Raw genomic sequence first — 19,037 nt, forward strand, 5'->3', positions numbered from 1 at the left:
TGCTGGAGCGGGCCTACGGCTTCAACGCCTACCAGGCCTCGATCCTGGTGTTCGACCCCAAGACCACCGACGAGGAGGTCAAGGCGTTCTTCCCGAAGGAGGTGGTGGACGCCAAGTGCTACGCCGGCTGCTTCGGCGTGTACCCGCGCCGGCGCGTGGTCTCGCGCCTGGAGATCCCCGAGGAGACGGAGAACCATCCGTACTTCGAGTCCCACGAGCTCACGCCGCCGCTCGAGGAGACGGTGACCAAGCGCACCGCGTTCGGCACGCACTGGGGGCTCGTGTACTTCAAGGGCGACGACCCCTACGTCATGCGCGACCTGCTCAAGCACCAGGAAGAGCTGGACTTCTACGTCTGACAACGCGTGCGCATCACTACAGGACGACCATGCACGCGCATGGCAAGGAGGACGAGTGACGAACGGCTCCGGTGACACGCCGGCCGACGACGACCGGCTCGCCGCGCTGCTCGCGGACCTCGACGAGGCCATAGAGCGCCTCGCCGGGGCCCGCTCGTTCGCCCGGCCCGGGAAGCTCCCGCGGGTGTTCGATACCGCCCGGCGCGTGATGCTCCAGCCCGGCGGCTGCGCCGCCATCCAGGCACGGGCGCAGGCGCTGGAGGAGGCCGGCGTGTTCGCCGGCTCCGACTGGGCGGACCCGCAGATCCTCGTGCCGTCACTCGCCGCGCACTCGCTCAAGAGCGCGGACGCCAATGCGGTGGTGGTCGAATCACTGAGCGAGCTGCGCCTGCTCGCCGTCGCCCGCGGCGAATACCTCCATCCGCTGGTCTCCGCGGAGCAGGCGCATCACTACCTCACGCAGGTGCTCGCGCTCAACCTGGAGATGCTGTTCACCCCGCCGAGCGAGGCCGAGCGCACCACCCAGGGGCGGCTCGCACAGCTGCCGCGCAACCTGCTCCAGCACCTCGCCGCCGGCATCGGCTACGAGCACATCGTCGACCGGCTCATCGAGGAGATCTGGCGCATCCTCCAGCAGCGGCCCATCCAGGTGGACGCCGCCAAGCAGATGATCACCCAGATCGCCATCTGCCAGGTCGACCCCAACATCGAGCTCGGCGCCAGCGGTCAGGGCGCGGACCGGCTGGTGAGCAGCCTCTTCGGGCCGACCCAGGCCTGCCGCGAGGACCCGGGCGTCGAGGTCTACCGCGAGCGCCTCGCGGCCATGGACCCGAAGTCCCTGCAGGTCGAGGCCACGGCCTGCGCCCGGGCCATGCACGACACCGGGCTGGTCTCGCCGTATCACGCGGTGCTGCTGCGCCAGATCGTCGGCGAGGGCGACTACATCATCGCCGAGGCCCTGGGGCTGTCCGCCACCGGACGGGACTGCCTGCTGTGCTACCGCGAGCTGGTCCACGAACTGATCGACGCGGCGGTGCACCCGGCCACGCCCCAGGCGGTCTACGGCCTGGCCCTGGCACTGGAGCGCGGCATCTTCTACCAGCCGCCGGTGGCCCCGGCGCTGTGGCGCCAGCTCGCGCTGCCGCTGTCGCCGTGGTCCCGCGAGCGGCTGAACCTGTCGTTCGGCGAGGCCGTGACACCCGAGGCGCGGCTGCTGGAGGGCGTGCTGTGCGTGCTGGGGCTGCCGCTGGGTGTGGGCCAGGGCAACAACCCCACCTGCCAGTCGGCGCGGGCGCTGTCCATGTGGGCCTACAATGACCCGGACTACCTCCTGCAGATGGTGGCCTGGGCGGCACGGGACGACGAGATCGTCATGCACTTCGAGGGCCAGCCGATCTCCTCGCGGGAAAGCGCCTCCGGCGTCGCCACCGCCCTGCCCATGGACCTGGATCCGGTCTCGCTGCTGGTGGTGCCGCACCTCGACCACATCTACGCCGAGATGGGCCGGCGCTGCGCCGGACGCGAGGGGGATCCGCACCGCTGGGTGAACCCGGAGTTCCACGGCTGGTGGGCCGGGCGCGGCTTCCGTATCAACGTGGACGTCGCCACCGGCGGTCTGGTGGGGCTGGAGGAGTTCCTGCGCTACTTCTACGCCTGCTACCACCCCTACTACAACGGCAACCAGCCGATCATCCACCCGCAGCCCGCGGGCATCGCCGTGACCGACAGCGCGGCGCGCTTCATCGGCTGGCACGCCATCTCGCTGCTGCGCGCCGCCCTCGACCCGGGCGGGGTCATGCGCATGTACTTCTTCAACCCCAACAACGACAGCGGCCAGGACTGGGGCGACGGCGTGCGGGTCAGCACCTCGGGCAACGGCGAGTTCTTCGGCGAGGCGTCCCTGCCCTTCGACCAATTCGCCTCCCGGGTCTACATCTTCCATTACGACCCGCTGGAGGGCGGCGCCCCCGCGGACGTCCCGCCCTCGGAGCTGGACGCGGTGATCGGCTACATCCAGCGGAGCTGGGGCGCCGGGCGCATCAGCGACACCGGGTTGCAGGCGGACGCCGGCGTCGGCCCCTGGGCCTGAGCGCCCTCACCCGCTACTGCATGCCGGCGGGGCCTGACCGGCCCCGCCGGCAAAGGCCCGGACACGCCCCACCGCGGCCGGCGTGAGCGGACCCACGTCCACGGGCCGCACCGGACGGTACGACGCTCAGCGCCCGGCCCCGTAACCGCGGGCGGGCTCCACACCCTGCGCCAGCGCCTCGGCGCGGTGCAGCAGGCCGTAGTCGCCGCGGCCGGGGACGCGCTCCAGCACCGCGGCAAGGCCGGCGCGCGGGTCCGTGCCCGGCACCACCGGCAGGTCGAGCTCCACCCGCCGCACGTGCACGGCGAGCACCGCCATGATCGCGCCCTGGGTCTCCGCGGTGGCCTCGCTCAGGGCGAGGTCCTCCGCCAGGGCGTGGCGGTCGCCGTCACGGCGGTAGGCGATCTCGGCACGCTGGGCATAGAGCTCGGGCAGGAAACGCACGTTGCCCAGATACTCGACATCCGCCAGCGCCTGCTCCAGTACCTCGCCCGCCCGCTCCAGGCGGTCACAGCGCAGCAGGGCGTCGAGCAGCAGCCGGTAGACAGTGGTGCTCACCGAGTAGGCCACCTGGCGGATCTCCCCGGCGGTGCGCTCGATCAGGTCGATGCCCGCGGCATCGCCGGTGCGCGCCTGCACCCAGCCCGAGAGCGCCCAGCCCGCCCGCTGCCACAGCGCGTACTCCTGGGCGTTCGCGATGGCGAGGATACGCTCGGCATCCGCCTGTACTGCCTCCGGGTCGTCGCGGCACTGCGCCAGCAGGGCGCGGGCCGTCAGCGCGTAGGCCTGCCCGGGCAGGTGGTCCGCCCGCTCGGCGAGGCCGACCATCTCGTCGGCCAGTGCCAGGCCCCGATCGGGCTCACCCAGATGCCAGAGGATCACCGGCCCGAAGGACAGCCCGGAGAAGGCCGGATTATCGCCCAGCATCTCCATCAGCCGGGGATGGTCCTCGTCGCGGTAGAGGGCGCGGATATGCTCGATGCACTCCAGCGCCGTCTCCAGCTCGCCCAGGGAAAAGTGACCGCTGATTAGTGCGTTATAGCCTGCGATGCGCATGCAGCGATCGTCGCAGGCGTCGGCGAGGCGCAGCATCTCGCCGGCGAGGTACTGGGCCTCGCTGAAACCACTCTGGGAGCCGCTGGTCTGCCACTCGGCCCAGAGGACGAGGAAATGCCGCCGCGGATCGCTGCCGGAGCCGTGCAGCCCGCGGGCGCGCTGGAGGATCGCGTGGACGTCCCGGGAGCCGTTGCCCTCCCGTGCCAGCCGCGCCAGTCCCAGGCCGAGGAGGATGTTGACCAGACGGTCGCGCCGCTCCTCGCCCTCCGGCAGCGCCTCGGCCACGGCGAGGGCGTCGTTGAAGTGGTCCTCCGCCTCGCGATGGGCCGCGCGGGCGAGCATGCGGTAGCCCGCGTCGATGCGCCAGGGCAGCGATGCCCCGGCCTGCCCGGACTCCGCGAGGTGGTGCGCCATGACGCCCGGGTCGGTCTCGCCGACCCCGGGGAAGCGCTCCGCCAGAACCTCGGCGATGGCGGCGTGCGCGGCGCGGCGCTCGCCGTCCGGCTGGCTGGCGTACACCGCCTCGCGGATCAGCGGATGGCGGAAGCGGTGGCGCCCCGCCACCTCGTCCACATCCGGCTCGATCAGGCCGCACTCGCTGAGATGAAGCAGTCCGTCGTCGAGCTCGTCGCCGTCCAGGGTAGACACGGCGGCCAGCACCTCGCGCTCGAACACCCGGCCGAGGGTGGCCGCCAGCCGGGCGAGGCCGCGGGCCGGGCCCAGCGCCTCCAGGCGGGCGGCGAGCAGGTCCTGTAGCGTGGCGGGCACGGCGCCGTCCTCACCGGTCGCCACGTAGTGGCGTACGAGCTCCTCGATGAACAGCGGCACCCCGTTGCCGAGCTGGCGGATGCGCCGGCGCACGCCGCCGGGCATCTGCGGCGGTGCCAGGCTCTCGATCAGTCGCTCCCCCGCCGCCGGCGACAGGTGCCCGAGCTCCACGCGCGCCACCGGGTCCTCCTGCCGCCACGGATAGACCGTGCCCGGCCGCGCGGTGATCAGCAGCATCACCCGGCCCTGCGCGAACTCCCGGCGCAGGCGCCGGATCAGGATCACGGTGGTCGCGTCGCTCCAGTGGAGGTCCTCCAGCACGACCAGCACCGGGGTGCGGGCGGCGATGCCGCGGATCACCGCCATGAACCGCCCGATCAGCCGGTCGCGGCGGCGGGTCGCGCTGGCCACGCCGGCCGCGCCCGCGGGGGCGGCCTCGCTGTCGGCATACAGTCCGGGGCTCTCGGCGAGGAACGCGCGCATCTCCTCGCGCCAGTCCGGCTCGGGCTCGCCCTCGGCGTGTGCCGCGAGCTGGCCGCGCAGGGCCGCCGTCACCGGCGCCAGCGGCTGGCGCCGGGTCTCGGGATGGCTGCGGAGCCACAGCACGACACCGCCGCCGGCGTGGACCTCACCCGCCAGCGCCCCGGCCAGGCGGGTCTTGCCAAGTCCGGGCTCCGCCTCGACGGCAACGCTGCCGCCCCCGCCCTCGCACGCGCTGCTCCAGGCCCCGCGCAGGGCCTCCAGCTCCTCCTCGCGGCCGACCAGGGGCGAGAGACGGCCGAACCAGCGGTCCACCGAGACCCGGTCCATGAGCTGGCGGTCGCGGACCAGCCGGTGCAGGCCGGAGGCATCCGGCGCCGACTCCACGACGCTGAGGTCGAAGTACGGCTCGATGCGGGTGCGCACGTCGTCGGTGACCAGGCATCCCCCCTCCGGGGCGCGGCTGGCGAGGTCGAGCACGGCGTCGGAGAGCTCGCCGCAGGGGTCGGGCAGCTCCGGGCTGGCGTCCGTGATCAGCTGCCGGGCATCGACGGCGACGCGGACGCCGCCGCCCTCGAATGACTCGCCGGCGACGCGCCAGGCAGCGCGTACGGCCTGCAGGGTGGTGGCGTCCTTCGCTGCGGGAACGCCGAAGTAGATCATCATCCGCCCGCCGTGGGTATGCACCGCCAGGCCACCGTAGTGGCCGGCGATGGCCTTGACCGCACGGCTCGCCGCGGCGACATGAGCCGCCCGGGCCTCCGGGTCACCGTCCCCGCCGGGGCGGAAATGCACGCCCACTGCGGTCACCGGGCGGCGCTCCAGCGTGTTCTCGGGGGCGTCCTCGGCGGCGAGACGGTGCTGCTCGCGCCGGGCCCGGGCGCGCTCGCACAGCGCCACGGTCTCCGCGGCCGGGTCCACGTCCAGCTCCCGGCGCAGCAGCCCGGCGAGGTGATCGTACTGCGCGATCGCCTCATCGAAACGCTCGGCGCGCAGGAGTATGCCCATGAGCAGGCGGTGGGCCCGCTCGTCGAGGGGCTCGGCGGCCAGGTAGGCGCGCACCGGCTCGGCGGCCCGCTCCGGCGCGCCGGCGCCGGTAAGGCAGGCCACCAGCCGGTCGAGGGTGGCCGCGGCGGTCTCCCTCGCCGCCTCCCGCCAGCCGACCAGCCAGTCGAGCACCGGCGCGGGCAGCGCCTCCGCGGAGAATCCGGCCAGGAACGGACCGCGATAGCCCGTCACCGCCGCCTGCATGGCACCCAGCGCGGCACGGCAGGCGTGACTGCGGGGCGTTACCCCGCAACATGACGGCGGCGGATGCAGCGCCAGGGCGTCCACCTGCAACGCCGTATCGGAGTCGATCCGCACCGCGTCACGGCCGAGGTGCAGCACGTGGGCGTCGCCGAGCGCCGGAACGGCGAGGCGGCGGCGCAGCTGATAGAGTGTCTGGCGCAGGTTGTTGCGAGCGGCGGTATCGCCCAAATCCGGCCAGAACAGGGCGGCCAGCCGGCCACGCGGCACCGCCTCGTCACCCGCCATCGCCAGATAGGCGAGCAGCGCGCCGGCCTTGGTGCCCTCGAGCCCGGTCACGACGGTGTCGGCGACGCGCACCTCCATCGGCCCGAGCAGCCGCAGCGACAGCCCGGTCATGGCATTGTTCTTACGTTCTTCTGGCATGTCAGTGCCCATTGCGTACCGGCCATGGGCCGGTGCCCGCCTCGCCCCCTGTCACTGCCGCATCTACCCCCTTTGCCGCACGCTGCCCGTTCCGGGCCCCGTGACGGATCAACCGTTTATCCTAGCAGAGGCAACGCCGCGCGCACGCCCGCCGCGGTGCGCTATTCTGGGCGCCCGCGACCTGCGACGGGGATGGCATGGACTTCCGCACGCTCGAGACCTTCGTTTGGATCGCCCGGCTGGGCAGCTTCCGGGCCGCGGCCCAGCGACTCTACGCCTCCCAGCCCTCGGTCTCCTCGCGGATCGCCAACCTGGAGCGCACCCTCGGCGTGAGCCTGTTCGACCGTGCCGGCCGCCGGGTCACGCTGACCGCCCGCGGGCGGGACATGCTCGCCTATGCCGAGCAGCTGCTCGCGCTGCGCAGCGAGATGCTCAACGCCGTCGCCGACCCCAGCGCGATCCAGGGCAGCATCCGCCTCGGGGTGGTGGAGACCATCGTCTACACCTGGCTGCCGCGGCTCATCGAGCGCGTCAACGAGGCCTATCCCGCCCTCAGCCTGGAGCTGGACGTGGACACCTCGGTGAACCTGGCCGAGAAGCTCACCGCCCACGACCTGGACATCGCCTTCCTCATGGGCCCGGTGAACCAGCCGGATATCACCAGCCGCACGCTCTCGCGCTACCCCCTGGAGTGGGTCGCGAGCCCGGCGCTGGCGCTGCCCGGCGAGCCGGTCTCGCTGGAGGAGCTGGCCCGCTGGCCGATCATCACCTACCCCCGTCTGAGCCAGCCCCACCTGGCGCTGCAGCGTCTCCTCGGCCAGGCCGGCGCACGCATGCGCATCCACGCGAGCTCGTCGCTGGCGACGATCATCCGCATGACCGTGGACGGTATCGGAGTGAGCGCCCTGCCCCCGGAGATCATCGCCGCGGAGATCGAGCGCGGTGCCCTGCGCCGCTTCCGGGCCGAGGTCCAACCCCCGCCGCTGCTCTTCCACGTCTGCCATGCCAACACGCCGGAGTTCACCGTGGCCCGTGCGGTGGCCGATCTGGCGGTGCGGATCGCCGCGGATCCCGCCCCTGATCGAGAATCCTGATCAATCTTGATCCGAAATATCGATTGGACCTGATAGCCGATGTCACCTAACTGTATTGGGTAACACCCGCGACACATCGGCGACGACATGAACGAACACGGCACCCCCGCCGGCGGGAGCGCCCTTGCGGTGCGCCAGGCGGCACGGGCAGGCACCCTGGCCGGGCAGACCGCCGGCCTCGCCCCGGGCTTCGTGCAGGTGAACCTGGTGATCCTCCCGGAGGCGGATGCGGCGGCGTTCCTGCGCTTCTGCACCGCTAACCCGCGCCCGTGTCCGCTGCTCGCCGTCTCCGAGCCCGGCGAGCGCGGCTGTGCCCGCCTCGGTGCGGACCTGGACATCGCCCGGGACGTCCCGCGCTACCGGGTCTTCCGCGACGGCGCACTGAGCGACGAGCCCACCGACGTGGCCGGGCTCTGGCGCGACGACCTGGTCACCTTCGCCCTGGGCTGCTCGTTCACCTTCGAGCACGCCCTGCTCGCTGACGGCATCCCGCTGCGCCACGTGGCCGAGGGCCGTAACGTGGCCATGTACCGCAGCAGCATCGAGCTCGCCCCGGCCGGCCCGTTCGGCGGCGCCATGGTGGTGTCCATGCGGCCGCTCGCCCCGGCGCACGCGATCCGTGCGGTACAGATCTGCACCCGCTACCCCCAGGTCCACGGCGCGCCGCTGCACCTCGGCGACCCGGCGGCCATCGGCATCGACGACCTGGCCCGCCCCGACTACGGCGAGGCGGTCACCGTCGCCGACGGCGAGCTGCCGGTGTTCTGGGCCTGCGGCGTCACCCCGCAACGCGCCCTCGAGCGCGCCGGACTGCCCTTCGCGATCACCCACAGCCCCGGCCACATGCTGGTCACCGACATCCGGGATCACGAACTGGCCCTCATGTAGGCCGGGAATAACGAGCCATGACGAGGAGCAACGACATGAAGAAACGACTCATCGGCACGGCCGCGGCCGCCGCGCTGCTCGCCGGCGCTGCCCAGGCCCAGGACCTGCCCGCCACCGAGTTCGCCTACGTCGGCAGCTGGTCGAGCCTGTCGCTGTACCAGAACTTCGAGAAGCCGTTCTGGGGCGAACACCTCTCCGAGGCCTCCGACGGCCAGGTGACCGCCGAGGTCACGACCTTCGACCAGATGGGGCTCAAGGGCGGCGAGGTCTTCAAGCTGCTCTCCCAGGGCGTGTTCGACGTGGGCTCGACGGTGGGCGATTACACCGTCTCCAATGCCCCGGAGCTCGCCGGCATGGACATCCCCATGATGGCCCCGGACGTGGCTACCGCGAAGAAGATCGTCGACGCCTACAAGCCGGTGCTCGACGACATCCTCTCGGACAGCTTCGGCGGCGCCAAGCTCATCGCGGCGGTGCCCTATCCCTCCCAGGTCGTGTTCTGTAATGCCGACATCAGCGGCCTCGCGGACCTCAAGGGCAAGAAGATCCGGGCCAGCGGCCGGACCACCGCGCAGTTCCTCGACGCCATCGGCGCCGAGGGCGTGACCCTGGCCTTCAGCGAGGTGCCCGGGGCGCTGGAGCGCGGCGTGATCGACTGCGCCGTCACCGGCTCGCTGTCCGGCTACAGCGCCGGCTGGTACGAGGTCGCCACCCACCTCTATCCCCTGCCCGTGGGCGGCTGGGACTACGTGATCACCGCCATGAACGGCGACAAGTGGGACAGCCTCTCCCCCGAGGTGCAGGACTGGCTGATGGACGAGGTGCACCGGAACTACGAGCAGCCGGTGTGGGACTCCGCCGTGGACGAGACCAAGGAGGGCGTCGCCTGCCTGACCGGACACGGCGAGTGCAGCCGCGGCGAGCCCGGGGACATGGTGCTAGTCGAGGCCACCCAGGAGGACTTCGACTTCGCCCGCCGCAAGCTCGAGGAGGATGTCCTCCCCGCGTGGGCCGGCAGCGTGGACGCCGAGGCAGTGAAGCGCTGGAACGAGACCATCGGCAAGGTCACCGGGCTGACCGCCAAGGCCGAGTAACCCACCCCCGCAGGCCGGGCCGCCGACGCGCGGCCCGGCCGGACAGAGGCCGCCCCGATGGAGCGCATTGCCCGAACCCTGGACTGCCTGATCACCGGCATGGACGTCGTGTCGCTGTGGCTGGCGCGGCTCGGCGGGTTGCTGATCCTCGCCACGGTGGCGATGGTGACCCTCGAGATCCTCTCACGCGGGCTGCTCGGCGAGTCGCTCGGCGCCTCCACCGAGCTGTCCGGCTACGTGCTCGCCATCTCGGCGAGCTGGTCGTTCGCGCACTCGCTGCTGCGCAAGGCGCACATCCGCATCGACGTGCTCTACGTGCTCATGCCGCGCCCGGTGCGCGCCGTGCTCGACCTGCTGGCGCTGGCGATGCTGGCGCTGTTCTGCGTGTTCGTCGTCGGGGCGGTCACCGGCGTCGCCGGCAATTCCTTCGCGGACAACGCGCTGGCCAACACCCCGCTGCAGACCCCGCTGTGGGTCCCCCAGGGCCTGTGGGCCGGCGGACTTATCTGGTTCAGCCTGGTGGTGGCAGTGCTGCTGCTGCGCGTGCTCGTCGCCCTGATCGCCCGCGACCCGGCCGGCGCCCAGCGCGTGGCCGGCAGCGCGACTCTGGACGAGCAGATCGAGGCCGAGGGAGGTGAGGCATGATCGGTATCGCCCTGCTCGTGCTGCTCACGCTGCTGGTGCTCAGCATCCCGGTCGCGGCGACGCTGATCGCGCTGGCGCTGTTCCTGGACGAATTCTTCTCGGCCTTCCCGCTGCACCGCGCCATGGGCGAGGTGCTGTGGTCGGCGTCGGACAGCTTCCTGCTCATCGCCATCCCGCTGTTCATCCTCCTCGGCGAGGTGCTGGTGCGCACCGGCGTGGCACGCAAGACCTACGAGGCGCTGGAGGCGTGGCTGTCGTGGCTGCCCGGCGGGCTGCTGCACGCCAATATCGGCACCGCCACGCTGTTCTCGGCGACCTCCGGCTCCAGCGTCGCCACCGCCGCGACCATCGGCACCGTGGCCATGCCCCAGGCCCCGCGGCTCGGCTACGACGAGCGGCTGTTCGCCGGCTCCATCGCCGCCGGCGGGACCCTCGGGATCATGATCCCGCCGTCGATCAACCTCATCGTCTACGGCTTCCTCACCGAGACCTCCATTCCGCGGCTGTTCGCCGCGGGCCTGCTGCCCGGTCTCGCGCTGGCGACCCTGTTCATCGCTGGCACCGCGATCCTGTGCACGCTGCGCCCGGGCCTCGGCGGGCCGAGGCGCCATCACAGCTGGCGCCAGCGCTTCACCGGCCTGCGCCACCTGGTGCCGGTGCTCACGCTGTTCGCGCTGGTGGTGGGCTCGATCTACGCCGGCTGGGCGACGCCCACCGAGGCGGCCGCGCTGGGTGTGGTCGGCGCGCTGGTCATCGCCGCACTGATGCGGCGGCTGAGCGTGGGCGTGATCGTCGAGGCCATCGACGGGACCATGCGGACGACCGGCATGATCATGCTGATCATCATCTCGTCGTACTTCCTCAACTTCGTGCTCGCCTCTGCGGGCGTCACCGACGATATCAAGTCACTGATCGCCACCGCCGGCCTGGGCCCCTACGGCACGCTGCTGCTGGTGATCGGGCTGTACCTGGTGCTCGGCTTCTTCGTCGAGACGCTGTCGCTGATGGTGATCACCATCCCCATCGTCGCGCCGATCATCGTCGCCCAGGGCTTCGACCCGGTGTGGTTCGGCGTGCTGCTGATCCTGCTCATCGAGATGGCGCTGATCACGCCGCCGGTGGGCCTGAACCTCTACGTCGTGCAGGGCGTGCGCGGGCGCGGCTCGCTCAACGAGGTCATGCTCGGGGCCATCCCCTACGTGGCGTTCATGCTGATCATGGCCGCGGTGCTCATCCTCGTGCCGCAGCTCGCCCTCTTCCTCCCCGCTGTGCTCAACTGACAACGGAGACCACCATGCTGAGCTTCACCCTCGACGACGGCAGCGCCGTCGACGTCGGGATCAACCAGTTCGTCATCGCCGGCTGGGCCGGCCGCGACGCCGACGCCATCCAGGAGCACATCGAAGAGCTCCGCGCCATCGGCGTCACGCCGCCGTCGAGCACGCCGCTGTTCTACCGGGTCGGGGCCAACCTCGCCACCACCGACACCGAGGTGCAGATGCTCGGCGAGCACACCAGCGGCGAGATCGAGGTGCTGCTCATCGGCACCCCCGAGGGCACCTGCGTGGGTGTCGGCTCGGACCACACTGACCGCGAGGCCGAGACCTGGTCGGTGGCCCATTCCAAGCAGGTCTGCCCCAAGCCGGTGGCCCCGCGGCTGTGGCGCCTGAGCGACGTCCTGCCCCACTGGGACCAGCTGCGGCTGGCCTCCCACGCGGTGATGGACGGCGACCGCGTGAGTTACCAGGAGGGCCCGGTGGCCGGGCTGCTCACGCCCTCGGCGCTGCTGGAGCGCTTCGGCCGGCCGGAGGCCAGCCTGCCGGTGGGCACGGCCATGCTCTGCGGTACCCTGCCGGTGGCGGGCGGCCCGCGGCCGGCCGCACGCTTCGAGATGGCGCTGATCGACCCGGTGCTCGGCCGGCGCATCGAGCACGCCTACAGCATCCACACCCTGCCGGTTATGGCCTGAGGAGATGACGCCGTGAGCGACCAGACCCGCCCCGTGGAAGAGACCCTCGCCGCGCTGCGGCGCCGCGAGACCCGCGCCGGAACCCTCCTGGAGGGCTGCCTGGAGCGCGTCGGCGACGACGCACGCGCCTACACCACGGTGTTCACCGAGACCGCGCGCGCCCAGGCCGCCGCCTGCGACTGCCTGCTCGACGCCGGCCTGCCCGCCGGCACCCTGGCCGGTCTGCCGGTGTCGGTGAAGGCGCTGTTCGACGTCGCCGGCGCCGTCACCCATGCCGGCTCGCGGGTGCTCGCCGACGCCGTCCCGGCCACCGCGGACGCCACCGCCGTGGCCCGGCTGCGGGCCGCGGGCGCGGTGCTCACCGGCCACACCAACATGACCGAGTTCGCCTATTCCGGGCTCGGCCTCAACCCGCACTACGAGACCCCGGCCAACCCGGCGGACCCGGCGCGTATCCCCGGCGGCTCCAGCTCCGGCGGCGCGGTCTCCGTCGCCCGCGGCATGGCCGCCGCGGCGCTGGGCTCGGACACCGGCGGCTCGGTGCGCATCCCCGCGGCGTTCTGCGGGCTCACGGGGTTCAAGCCCTCTCAGCACCGCGTGCCCCTGACCGGGGCGCTGCCGCTGTCCCACAGCCTCGACTCGGTCGGCCCGATCGCGCCCCGGGTCGCGGACTGCGCGCTCCTGGACGCGGTGCTCGCCGGAGAGACGGAGACGGCCTTCACCCCGGAGGCGGTCGCGGGCCTGCGCCTGGCGGTGCCGGACCGCTACCTCACCGCAGACATGGACGCCACCGTGACCGCGGCGTTCGAGCGCGCCGTGGCGGCGCTGGAAGGGGCCGGCGCCCGGGTGACCACCGTCGCCATGCCGGAGCTCGACGAGCTCGGCGAGCTCCTCGCCGGCGGCGGCTTCACCGCGGCGGAGAGTTACTGGTTCCACCGCGACCTGCTCGCGGAGGCCGGCGACGCCTACGACCCCCGCGTGAGCAGCCGCATCCAGCGGGGTGCCGACATCTCCGCGGCGGACTACCTCGACCTCCTCACCGCCCGCCGGCGCCAGGTCGCGCGCATGGACGCCCGCATCGCCGCCTTCGACGCGGTGCTCGCGCCCACGGTGCCGGTGGTGCCGCCACGCTTCGACGCGCTGGAGGACGACGACGCCTACGCCCGCACCAACCTGCTCGTGCTGCGCAACCCCACGGTGGGCAACCTGCTGGACCTCTGCGGGATCAGCCTGCCGTGCCACGCGGCCGGCGAGCTGCCGGTGGGGCTGATGCTGCTCGGGCGCAACGGCGACGACCGCCGCCTGCTCGCCCGGGCCGCCGGCGTGGAGGCGGTGCTGGACGACGTCCGCCGATGAGCACCGGGGTACCGGGAGTGGCGCCGGGTGGACGCGACACCGCCGGCGAGGCACCGCAATGCTGCTGACCGGACTGGTGAAGATGATCACCACCGCGGTGGTGATCATCGCCGTGACGCTGTCCGTCGCCCGGCTGGGGCCGCGCCTCGGCGGGGTGATCGCCGGCACCCCCATCGTGCTCGGCCCGGCGTTCTTCTTCCTCGGCCTGGAACGGCCGCCGTCCTTCCTCGCCGACGCCGCCGTCGCGACCCTGCACGCGCTCACCGCCACGCTGGTGTTCCTGGTCGCCTACGTCCTCGCCGCCGCCCGGCTCGGCCCGGTGGCCAGCCTGGCGACGGCGGTGGCGGCCTGGGTGGCCGCCGCGGCGGCGTTCGCGACGATCCCCGGGGGCTGGGTCGTGGGGCTGGCGGCGTACGCCGCGCTGTTCGCCCTCGCCGCGGCCATCCGCCGGCGCCTGGATCTGCCGCGCCCCCGGGTCCGCGCACCCACGCGACGGCTCGACCTCCTGGTACGCGGGCTCGCCGGCGGCGTTCTGGTGGGCGTGGTCACGACGGTGGCGGCGGAGGCCGGGCCGCGGGTGGCCGGCACGCTCACCGGCTTCCCGGTGGGGTTCACGATGATCTCGCTGACCCTGCACCAGCGTTTCGGCCCGGCGGTCGCGCGCGCGACCCTCGCCACCGCCCAGGGCGGGATGCTCAGCCTGGTCGCCTTCGCCTCGGTGGAGGCCGCAACGGCGCCAGTGGCCGGCGGCATGGGCGCCTTCGCGCTGGCATTCGCCGCGTCGGTGACCGTGAGCATGGCGCTCCTCGCCGCCGGCCACCGCGCCGAACGGCGCCGATCCGGCACGTCCGGATAGCCTACGGCATGCTCGCGATAAACGTATCGAGGCTGTCGCGCAGCATGCCTTCGTCCATGTGGCGTGCGATCACGACGAACCGGCTGCGCCGGTCATCATCCGGCCAGGCCGGGAGCGATACGACCGGGTGAAAGGTGTGCTGGACCGTGTGCACCACCAGCGGTCCATCCTCGCCGGTGACGTTGACGACACCCTTGAGGCGCAGCAGATCCGTTCCCCGGAAGGAGACCAGCGCCCCGAGCCAGGAGAACAGCACCTCCCGCCGTACCGGCTCGTCCAGGGTCAGGCAGGCGGCCCTGATGGCGTGGTCATGGCGGTTGACGTCGTGGTGATGATTCTCGTGTCCGAGTCCGTCGTCACAGGCGTTCCCCAGCCACGCCCGGATATCGGCGCCGTCACGACCCGGGGCGCCGGGTGCGTTCGGAAGCAGCCTTTCCGCGGCCACCTCGCCGTGTTCCACCGGTAACAGCCGCGCGGTCGGGTTCAGCCGGCGCACACGTGCCTCCAGGCGCCCCACGACGCCCCCATCGGCGATGTCCCGCTTGGTGAGGAGAACACGATCGGCGACCGCGACCTGGTTCAGCGCCTCATCCTGTCGGTCCAACGTGGCATCGCCGTTGACGGCGTCCACCGCGGTAACGACCCCGGCGGGATAGAACAGCCGTGCCAGGCCGCCGTCGTTGAGCAGTGTATGGATGATGGGGGCGGGGTCGGCGAGGCCGGTGGTCTCGAGCACGACACGATCGAACCAGGTCCGCCCGGCCCGGGCGTAACGCCAAACCGCCTCACGCAGTGTCCTGACGAGATCGCCCCGTATGGTGCAGCACAGGCAGCCACTCGACATCTCCACGGTCACGCCCGTGTCGCTGTACGCCACCAGCTGGTGGTCGATACCGATCTCCCCGAACTCGTTGATGAGGACGAGTGCGCGCTGCATCGCCGCCTGGCGGACGAGGTGGTTCAACACCGTCGTCTTGCCGCTGCCGAGGAACCCGCTCAGTATCGTCACGGGGATTCGGGTATCGCCCGGTCCGCTCATAGCGCGGAGTCCGCCGTTTCGCCGTCCTCCCCATCCGCCGGGGAAAGGCCGGCGAACCACTCCGGAAAAGGGTCGTACAGGTCCGGGGCCCGCCGGTCGAGGTCACCGATCTCACGGTCGCTCATAAGCGCCTCGTCGAGGCGGGACTCGATCGCCGCGGGGTCGAGGTTCTGGCCGATGAACACCAGCTCCTGACGGCGGTCGCCATAGTCCCCGGCGAAGCCCTCGTGGATCGCGAGCCGGGACTCCGGGTCCCGGGGCCAGTACGCCTGCGGCGTCGCGGACCACCAGTACCCGGCAGGACCGTGGCGCATGATGCCGCCGGCCTGGGACCACAGGCCGGCCATGTCCCAACGCGAGCCGAGCCAGAAGAACCCTTTCACCCGCAATACGTCACCCGGCCAGCCGTCGCTCAGTACCTGCGCCAGGCGGTGTGGATGGAAGGGCCGGCGGCGGCGGTAGGTGAAGCTGGCGATGCCGTATTCCTCCGTCTCCGGAACGTGCTCGCCGCGCATCTCCGCAAGCCAGCCTGGGGCCGTGGCCGCACGCTCGAAATCGAAACGCCCGGTTCCCAGGACCCGGTCGACGGGGACACGGCCATGGACGGCGTGGACGATCTCGGCGTGGCGGTTGAGCTGTCCCAGTACGTGCTCCAGCCGGCGCCTCTCCTCCGTGGCTATCAGGTCGACCTTGTTGATCACCAGCACATCGGCGAACTCGACCTGGTCGATGAGCAGGTCGGAGACCGTGCGATCGTCCCCTTCGCCCATCGACTCGCCGCGCTCCTCCAGGCCCTGGGCCCGTTCCAGGTCCACGGGGAAGGCCGCCGCATCCACCACCGTCACCATGGTGTCGAGACGGGCGACGTCCGAGAGGCTCGCGCCGTGCTCATCCGCGAAGGTGAAGGTCTCGGCCACCGGCATCGGCTCGGAGATGCCGGTCGACTCGATGACGAGATAGTCGAAATGCCCGGCCCGGGCAAGCCGGCCGACCTCGACGAGCAGATCCTCGCGCAACGTGCAGCAGATGCACCCGTTCGTCATCTCGACCATGCGCGCATCCGTGCGGTTGAGCTGGACCTCCCGGCTGGTGAGCGCGGCGTCGATGTTGATCTCGGACATGTCGTTGACGATCACGGCCACACGCCGGCCGTCGCGGTTGTGCAGGAGGTGGCTGAGCAGTGTGGTCTTGCCCGCTCCCAGGAACCCCGAGAGCACGGTAACCGGCAGGCGGCCGTCAGCGGGGGGATCGATGGCTGTCATGATGTTCTTCCGTTCCCGGCCCGCGGTGGCCGGCCCCGGCACGGCGGGTGCGGGGCTGCCGCCGCAGGAGAGTGAATGACACAATTGTTATGTTATATAATAACTAAAATTCCGCAAGCATGTCCGCCCCGGAACCGGGTGTGGGCAGTAACCTGACGAGGGACGAGAGCAACCAATGACGGGCAACCTTCCGGACGTCGCCACACAAGCCGCCGACGAGCACGCCCAGCCCCTGGACTGGGTCGGCATGGAGAATATCGCCCTACCGATCACCCTGCAGGAGCCCGACGGCCTCGCCACCAGCCCCTGCCGTGTCGATATCGGCGTGGACCTCCCGGGCGGCAAGGGCGCGGTCAAGGGCATCCACATGTCGCGTCTCTACCGGATGCTCGAGCGGTTCAGCGCCTCGCCGCTGACCCCGGACTCGCTGACCGCCGTGCTGACGGAGGCCGTGGCGAGTCACCGGGACTGCGAGACCCGTTCGGCGGAATGTACGCTCCGGTTTCCGTTCATGCTGCGACGCCCGGCCCTGGTCAGCGAAGGCCCGGGGGGCTGGCACAGCTACCCGGTCCGGATCCGGGCCCGGCGGGCCGCCGGGGCCGGCCACACCGAGCTGACACTGGCCGTGGAGCTGACCTACTCGTCGACATGCCCCTGCTCGGCCGCGCTGTCACGCCGCGCCCTGGCCGAGGCATTCGCCGACCGATTCCGCGGTACGGATGCGGTATCGGTCGACACGGTAACGAAATGGCTGGAGAAGCACGGTACCCTGGCGGTCCCCCACAGCCAGCGCAGCCTCGCGTGTGTCACCGTGCACCCCGACCCGGCGGCACACGCCCTGGGCCTCGTGACACTGATCGACGCCGTGGAACGGACACTTCACACCCCTGTGCAGACCATGGTGAAACGCCGGGACGAACAGGCGTTCGCCCGTCGCAATGGCGATCAGCCGATGTACGTGGAGGACGCCGGCCGCCTTCTCGCCCGGACACTCTCGCCCCGGTATCCCGGAGTGGCGATCAAGGTGCGCCACCTGGAGAGCCTGCATGCCCACGATGCGGTCGCGACGGTGGACCCGGACGCGGCTGCCGCCGCTGGGTGGTCCCGCGGAGGGACAGGGGAGATATCGCGCGGGTAACAGTGCCGGCCCGGGGGCCGGCACCGGGGGGCGTCGCCGCTCAGCCGCCGCCGGGCTGGCGGGTGCCACTGGCGAATCCGCGGGCCTTGAAGATCCAGGCACCGCCCTCGCCGCCGCGGTCGTTGGAGACGATGTAGACGTCCCTGCCGTCCGGGCTGATCGCGAGGCTGGTGGAGTGCAGGAACCGGCCCTCGTCGTGCCCCGGGAGCAGGATCTGGCCGATCGGGATACCGACGTCGTTGAACACCAGCACCCGCGCCTGTCCGTACATGGAGACGTAGACGTTGCCGTCCGTGTCGGTGCGCATGGAATCCGGACAGCAGCCGGTGAAATGGTAGGGCACGGCGGTGCCGAACGGCGCCACGGTGGTCGGCCCCTTCATCTCCAGGCGGTGCAGCCGGCCGGCGCTGAACTCGGTGGCCCACAGCTTCTCGCCGTCCGGCCCGAGGGCGACACCGTTGGCGATGGCCATGTTCGGCAGCACCGGGGTGATATCGCCGCCGTCCGGGGAGACGTAGTAGACGCCGCCCACGGGCTCGGTCGAAGTGCCCTGGAAGTCGGTGAAGTAGAAGCCCCCATCGTCGTCGAAGACCAGGTCGTCCGGCAGGTAGCCGGCGGAGGCGGGCACCACGGTCTGCATGTCGCTGCCGTCCGGGGCGACGGAGACGATACGCCCGGTGTCCCTGAAGTTGCCCAGGCCCGCGATGTAGATACGCCCGTCATCGCCCACGGCGAGTCCGGCGGAGCCGAGGTCGTTCTTCCCGACCAGCGTCTCCAGCTCGCGCTCGGGGCTCAGGCGGAAGACGCGACCGCCGAAGACCTCCACGAACAGGAGGTTGCCGTCGGCGTCGAAGACCGGCCCCTCCAGCTGCAGCGGCTCGTCGGAGACCTTGAACCAGCGCTTGGCGACGATGGTCTGCAGGTCCTGCTCCGCCGGCGGTATCGGGATCGGGGAACGGATATCCGCGGTATAGGCGAGGGCCTGCACGCCGTCGTCCGCGGCGGACGATACCGCCGGTGTCGCCGTGAGCGCGGCGGCAAGGGCCACCGCAGCGGCGGCTGCCGCTCTCGGGAACGTGCCGATCATTGCTCTTTCCTCCTCGTTGGTGCCGGCCGGGATGGCCGGCGATGCCCTGCCGGCCCCGGGGCGGATCCGCCCCGGGTCACCGGCGGTGCATTTCTTGTCTATCGCGGCACGGGGCGGGCTAGCCCTGGCCGCGCAGCCGGGCGAGGACCGCCTCGGCGATGTCCACCCGCACGGTGCCGCCGG

14 protein-coding genes and 1 pseudogene are annotated in these 19,037 nt (G+C 71.7%); 11 read left to right on the top strand and 4 right to left on the bottom strand.

Features of this window, described 5'->3' with window-relative positions:
- Both G7A99_RS07330 and G7A99_RS07335 read left to right on the top strand, forming a co-directional pair.
- A pseudogene (locus G7A99_RS07330) lies at positions 1-359 on the top strand (carboxylate--amine ligase); the annotation flags it as partial.
- Between the two features lie 55 nt (positions 360-414).
- The gene (locus G7A99_RS07335) at positions 415-2,448 is read left to right on the top strand and encodes a hypothetical protein (protein ID WP_163139325.1); all 2,034 of its coding nucleotides are present in this window, start codon (positions 415-417) and stop codon (positions 2,446-2,448) included.
- Between the two features lie 126 nt (positions 2,449-2,574).
- On the opposite strand, the gene G7A99_RS07340 is transcribed toward G7A99_RS07335, so the two are convergent.
- Positions 2,575-6,426 (bottom strand): AAA family ATPase, encoded by a 3,852-nt coding sequence (locus G7A99_RS07340; RefSeq protein ID WP_163139326.1) that lies wholly within the window; start codon positions 6,424-6,426, stop codon positions 2,575-2,577.
- A 197-nt stretch (positions 6,427-6,623) separates the two neighbouring features.
- On the opposite strand from G7A99_RS07340, the gene G7A99_RS07345 reads away from it, so the two are divergent.
- From G7A99_RS07345 to G7A99_RS07380, 8 genes are all read left to right on the top strand, one after another.
- Positions 6,624-7,520 carry a LysR family transcriptional regulator gene (locus G7A99_RS07345; protein WP_163139327.1) on the top strand — a complete coding sequence of 299 codons (897 nt, stop codon included), beginning with the start codon at positions 6,624-6,626 and terminating at the stop codon, positions 7,518-7,520.
- Positions 7,521-7,607: 87 nt separating this feature from the next.
- A complete protein-coding gene (locus tag G7A99_RS07350; RefSeq protein WP_018717561.1) occupies positions 7,608-8,408 on the top strand; it encodes a putative hydro-lyase in 801 nt (266 codons plus the stop codon).
- A 35-nt stretch (positions 8,409-8,443) separates the two neighbouring features.
- A complete protein-coding gene (locus tag G7A99_RS07355; protein WP_018717560.1) occupies positions 8,444-9,502 on the top strand; it encodes a TRAP transporter substrate-binding protein in 1,059 nt (352 codons plus the stop codon).
- A 57-nt stretch (positions 9,503-9,559) separates the two neighbouring features.
- The gene (locus G7A99_RS07360) at positions 9,560-10,147 is read left to right on the top strand and encodes a TRAP transporter small permease subunit (protein ID WP_018717559.1); all 588 of its coding nucleotides are present in this window, start codon (positions 9,560-9,562) and stop codon (positions 10,145-10,147) included.
- Complete coding sequence (locus G7A99_RS07365) at positions 10,144-11,427, top strand: TRAP transporter large permease (protein ID WP_018717558.1); 1,284 nt, start codon at positions 10,144-10,146, stop codon at positions 11,425-11,427. The genes G7A99_RS07360 and G7A99_RS07365 overlap by 4 nt, the downstream gene beginning before the upstream one ends.
- A gap of 14 nt (positions 11,428-11,441) precedes the next feature.
- On the top strand, positions 11,442-12,116 hold the full coding sequence (locus G7A99_RS07370) for a DUF2848 domain-containing protein (protein ID WP_018717557.1): 675 nt from the start codon (positions 11,442-11,444) through the stop codon (positions 12,114-12,116).
- Between the two features lie 12 nt (positions 12,117-12,128).
- The gene (locus G7A99_RS07375) at positions 12,129-13,472 is read left to right on the top strand and encodes an amidase (protein WP_163139328.1); all 1,344 of its coding nucleotides are present in this window, start codon (positions 12,129-12,131) and stop codon (positions 13,470-13,472) included.
- A gap of 58 nt (positions 13,473-13,530) precedes the next feature.
- On the top strand, positions 13,531-14,328 hold the full coding sequence (locus G7A99_RS07380; RefSeq protein ID WP_018717555.1) for a hypothetical protein: 798 nt from the start codon (positions 13,531-13,533) through the stop codon (positions 14,326-14,328).
- Position 14,329: 1 nt separating this feature from the next.
- Here the strand turns inward: G7A99_RS07380 and G7A99_RS07385 are convergent, their stop codons facing one another.
- Complete coding sequence (locus tag G7A99_RS07385; protein WP_240466159.1) at positions 14,330-15,337, bottom strand: GTP-binding protein; 1,008 nt, start codon at positions 15,335-15,337, stop codon at positions 14,330-14,332.
- 26 nt (positions 15,338-15,363) lie between these two features.
- On the bottom strand, positions 15,364-16,629 hold the full coding sequence (zigA, locus tag G7A99_RS07390) for a zinc metallochaperone GTPase ZigA (protein ID WP_163139330.1): 1,266 nt from the start codon (positions 16,627-16,629) through the stop codon (positions 15,364-15,366).
- Positions 16,630-16,804: 175 nt separating this feature from the next.
- Here zigA and folE2 point away from each other — a divergent pair, with 175 nt between their 5' ends.
- A complete protein-coding gene (folE2, locus tag G7A99_RS07395) occupies positions 16,805-17,767 on the top strand; it encodes a GTP cyclohydrolase FolE2 (RefSeq protein WP_163139331.1) in 963 nt (320 codons plus the stop codon).
- Positions 17,768-17,807: 40 nt separating this feature from the next.
- Here folE2 and G7A99_RS07400 read toward each other — a convergent pair whose 3' ends face one another.
- Complete coding sequence (locus G7A99_RS07400) at positions 17,808-18,854, bottom strand: SMP-30/gluconolactonase/LRE family protein (protein ID WP_205599766.1); 1,047 nt, start codon at positions 18,852-18,854, stop codon at positions 17,808-17,810.
- Positions 18,855-19,037: the final 183 nt, after the last annotated feature.

It is taken from the genome of Arhodomonas sp. KWT, assembly GCF_010993615.1.

Bases quoted from the DNA above. Each gene is read 5' to 3' on its own strand.
- G7A99_RS07340 (WP_163139326.1), bottom strand. From the start codon at position 6,426: ATGCCAGAAGAACGTAAGAACAATGCCATGACCGGGCTGTCGCTGCGG.
- G7A99_RS07345 (WP_163139327.1), top strand. From the start codon at position 6,624: ATGGACTTCCGCACGCTCGAGACCTTCGTTTGGATCGCCCGGCTGGGC.
- G7A99_RS07350 (WP_018717561.1), top strand. From the start codon at position 7,608: ATGAACGAACACGGCACCCCCGCCGGCGGGAGCGCCCTTGCGGTGCGC.
- G7A99_RS07355 (WP_018717560.1), top strand. From the start codon at position 8,444: ATGAAGAAACGACTCATCGGCACGGCCGCGGCCGCCGCGCTGCTCGCC.
- G7A99_RS07360 (WP_018717559.1), top strand. From the start codon at position 9,560: ATGGAGCGCATTGCCCGAACCCTGGACTGCCTGATCACCGGCATGGAC.
- G7A99_RS07365 (WP_018717558.1), top strand. From the start codon at position 10,144: ATGATCGGTATCGCCCTGCTCGTGCTGCTCACGCTGCTGGTGCTCAGC.
- G7A99_RS07370 (WP_018717557.1), top strand. From the start codon at position 11,442: ATGCTGAGCTTCACCCTCGACGACGGCAGCGCCGTCGACGTCGGGATC.
- G7A99_RS07380 (WP_018717555.1), top strand. From the start codon at position 13,531: ATGCTGCTGACCGGACTGGTGAAGATGATCACCACCGCGGTGGTGATC.
- zigA (WP_163139330.1), bottom strand. From the start codon at position 16,629: ATGACAGCCATCGATCCCCCCGCTGACGGCCGCCTGCCGGTTACCGTG.
- folE2 (WP_163139331.1), top strand. From the start codon at position 16,805: ATGACGGGCAACCTTCCGGACGTCGCCACACAAGCCGCCGACGAGCAC.
- G7A99_RS07400 (WP_205599766.1), bottom strand. From the start codon at position 18,854: ATGATCGGCACGTTCCCGAGAGCGGCAGCCGCCGCTGCGGTGGCCCTT.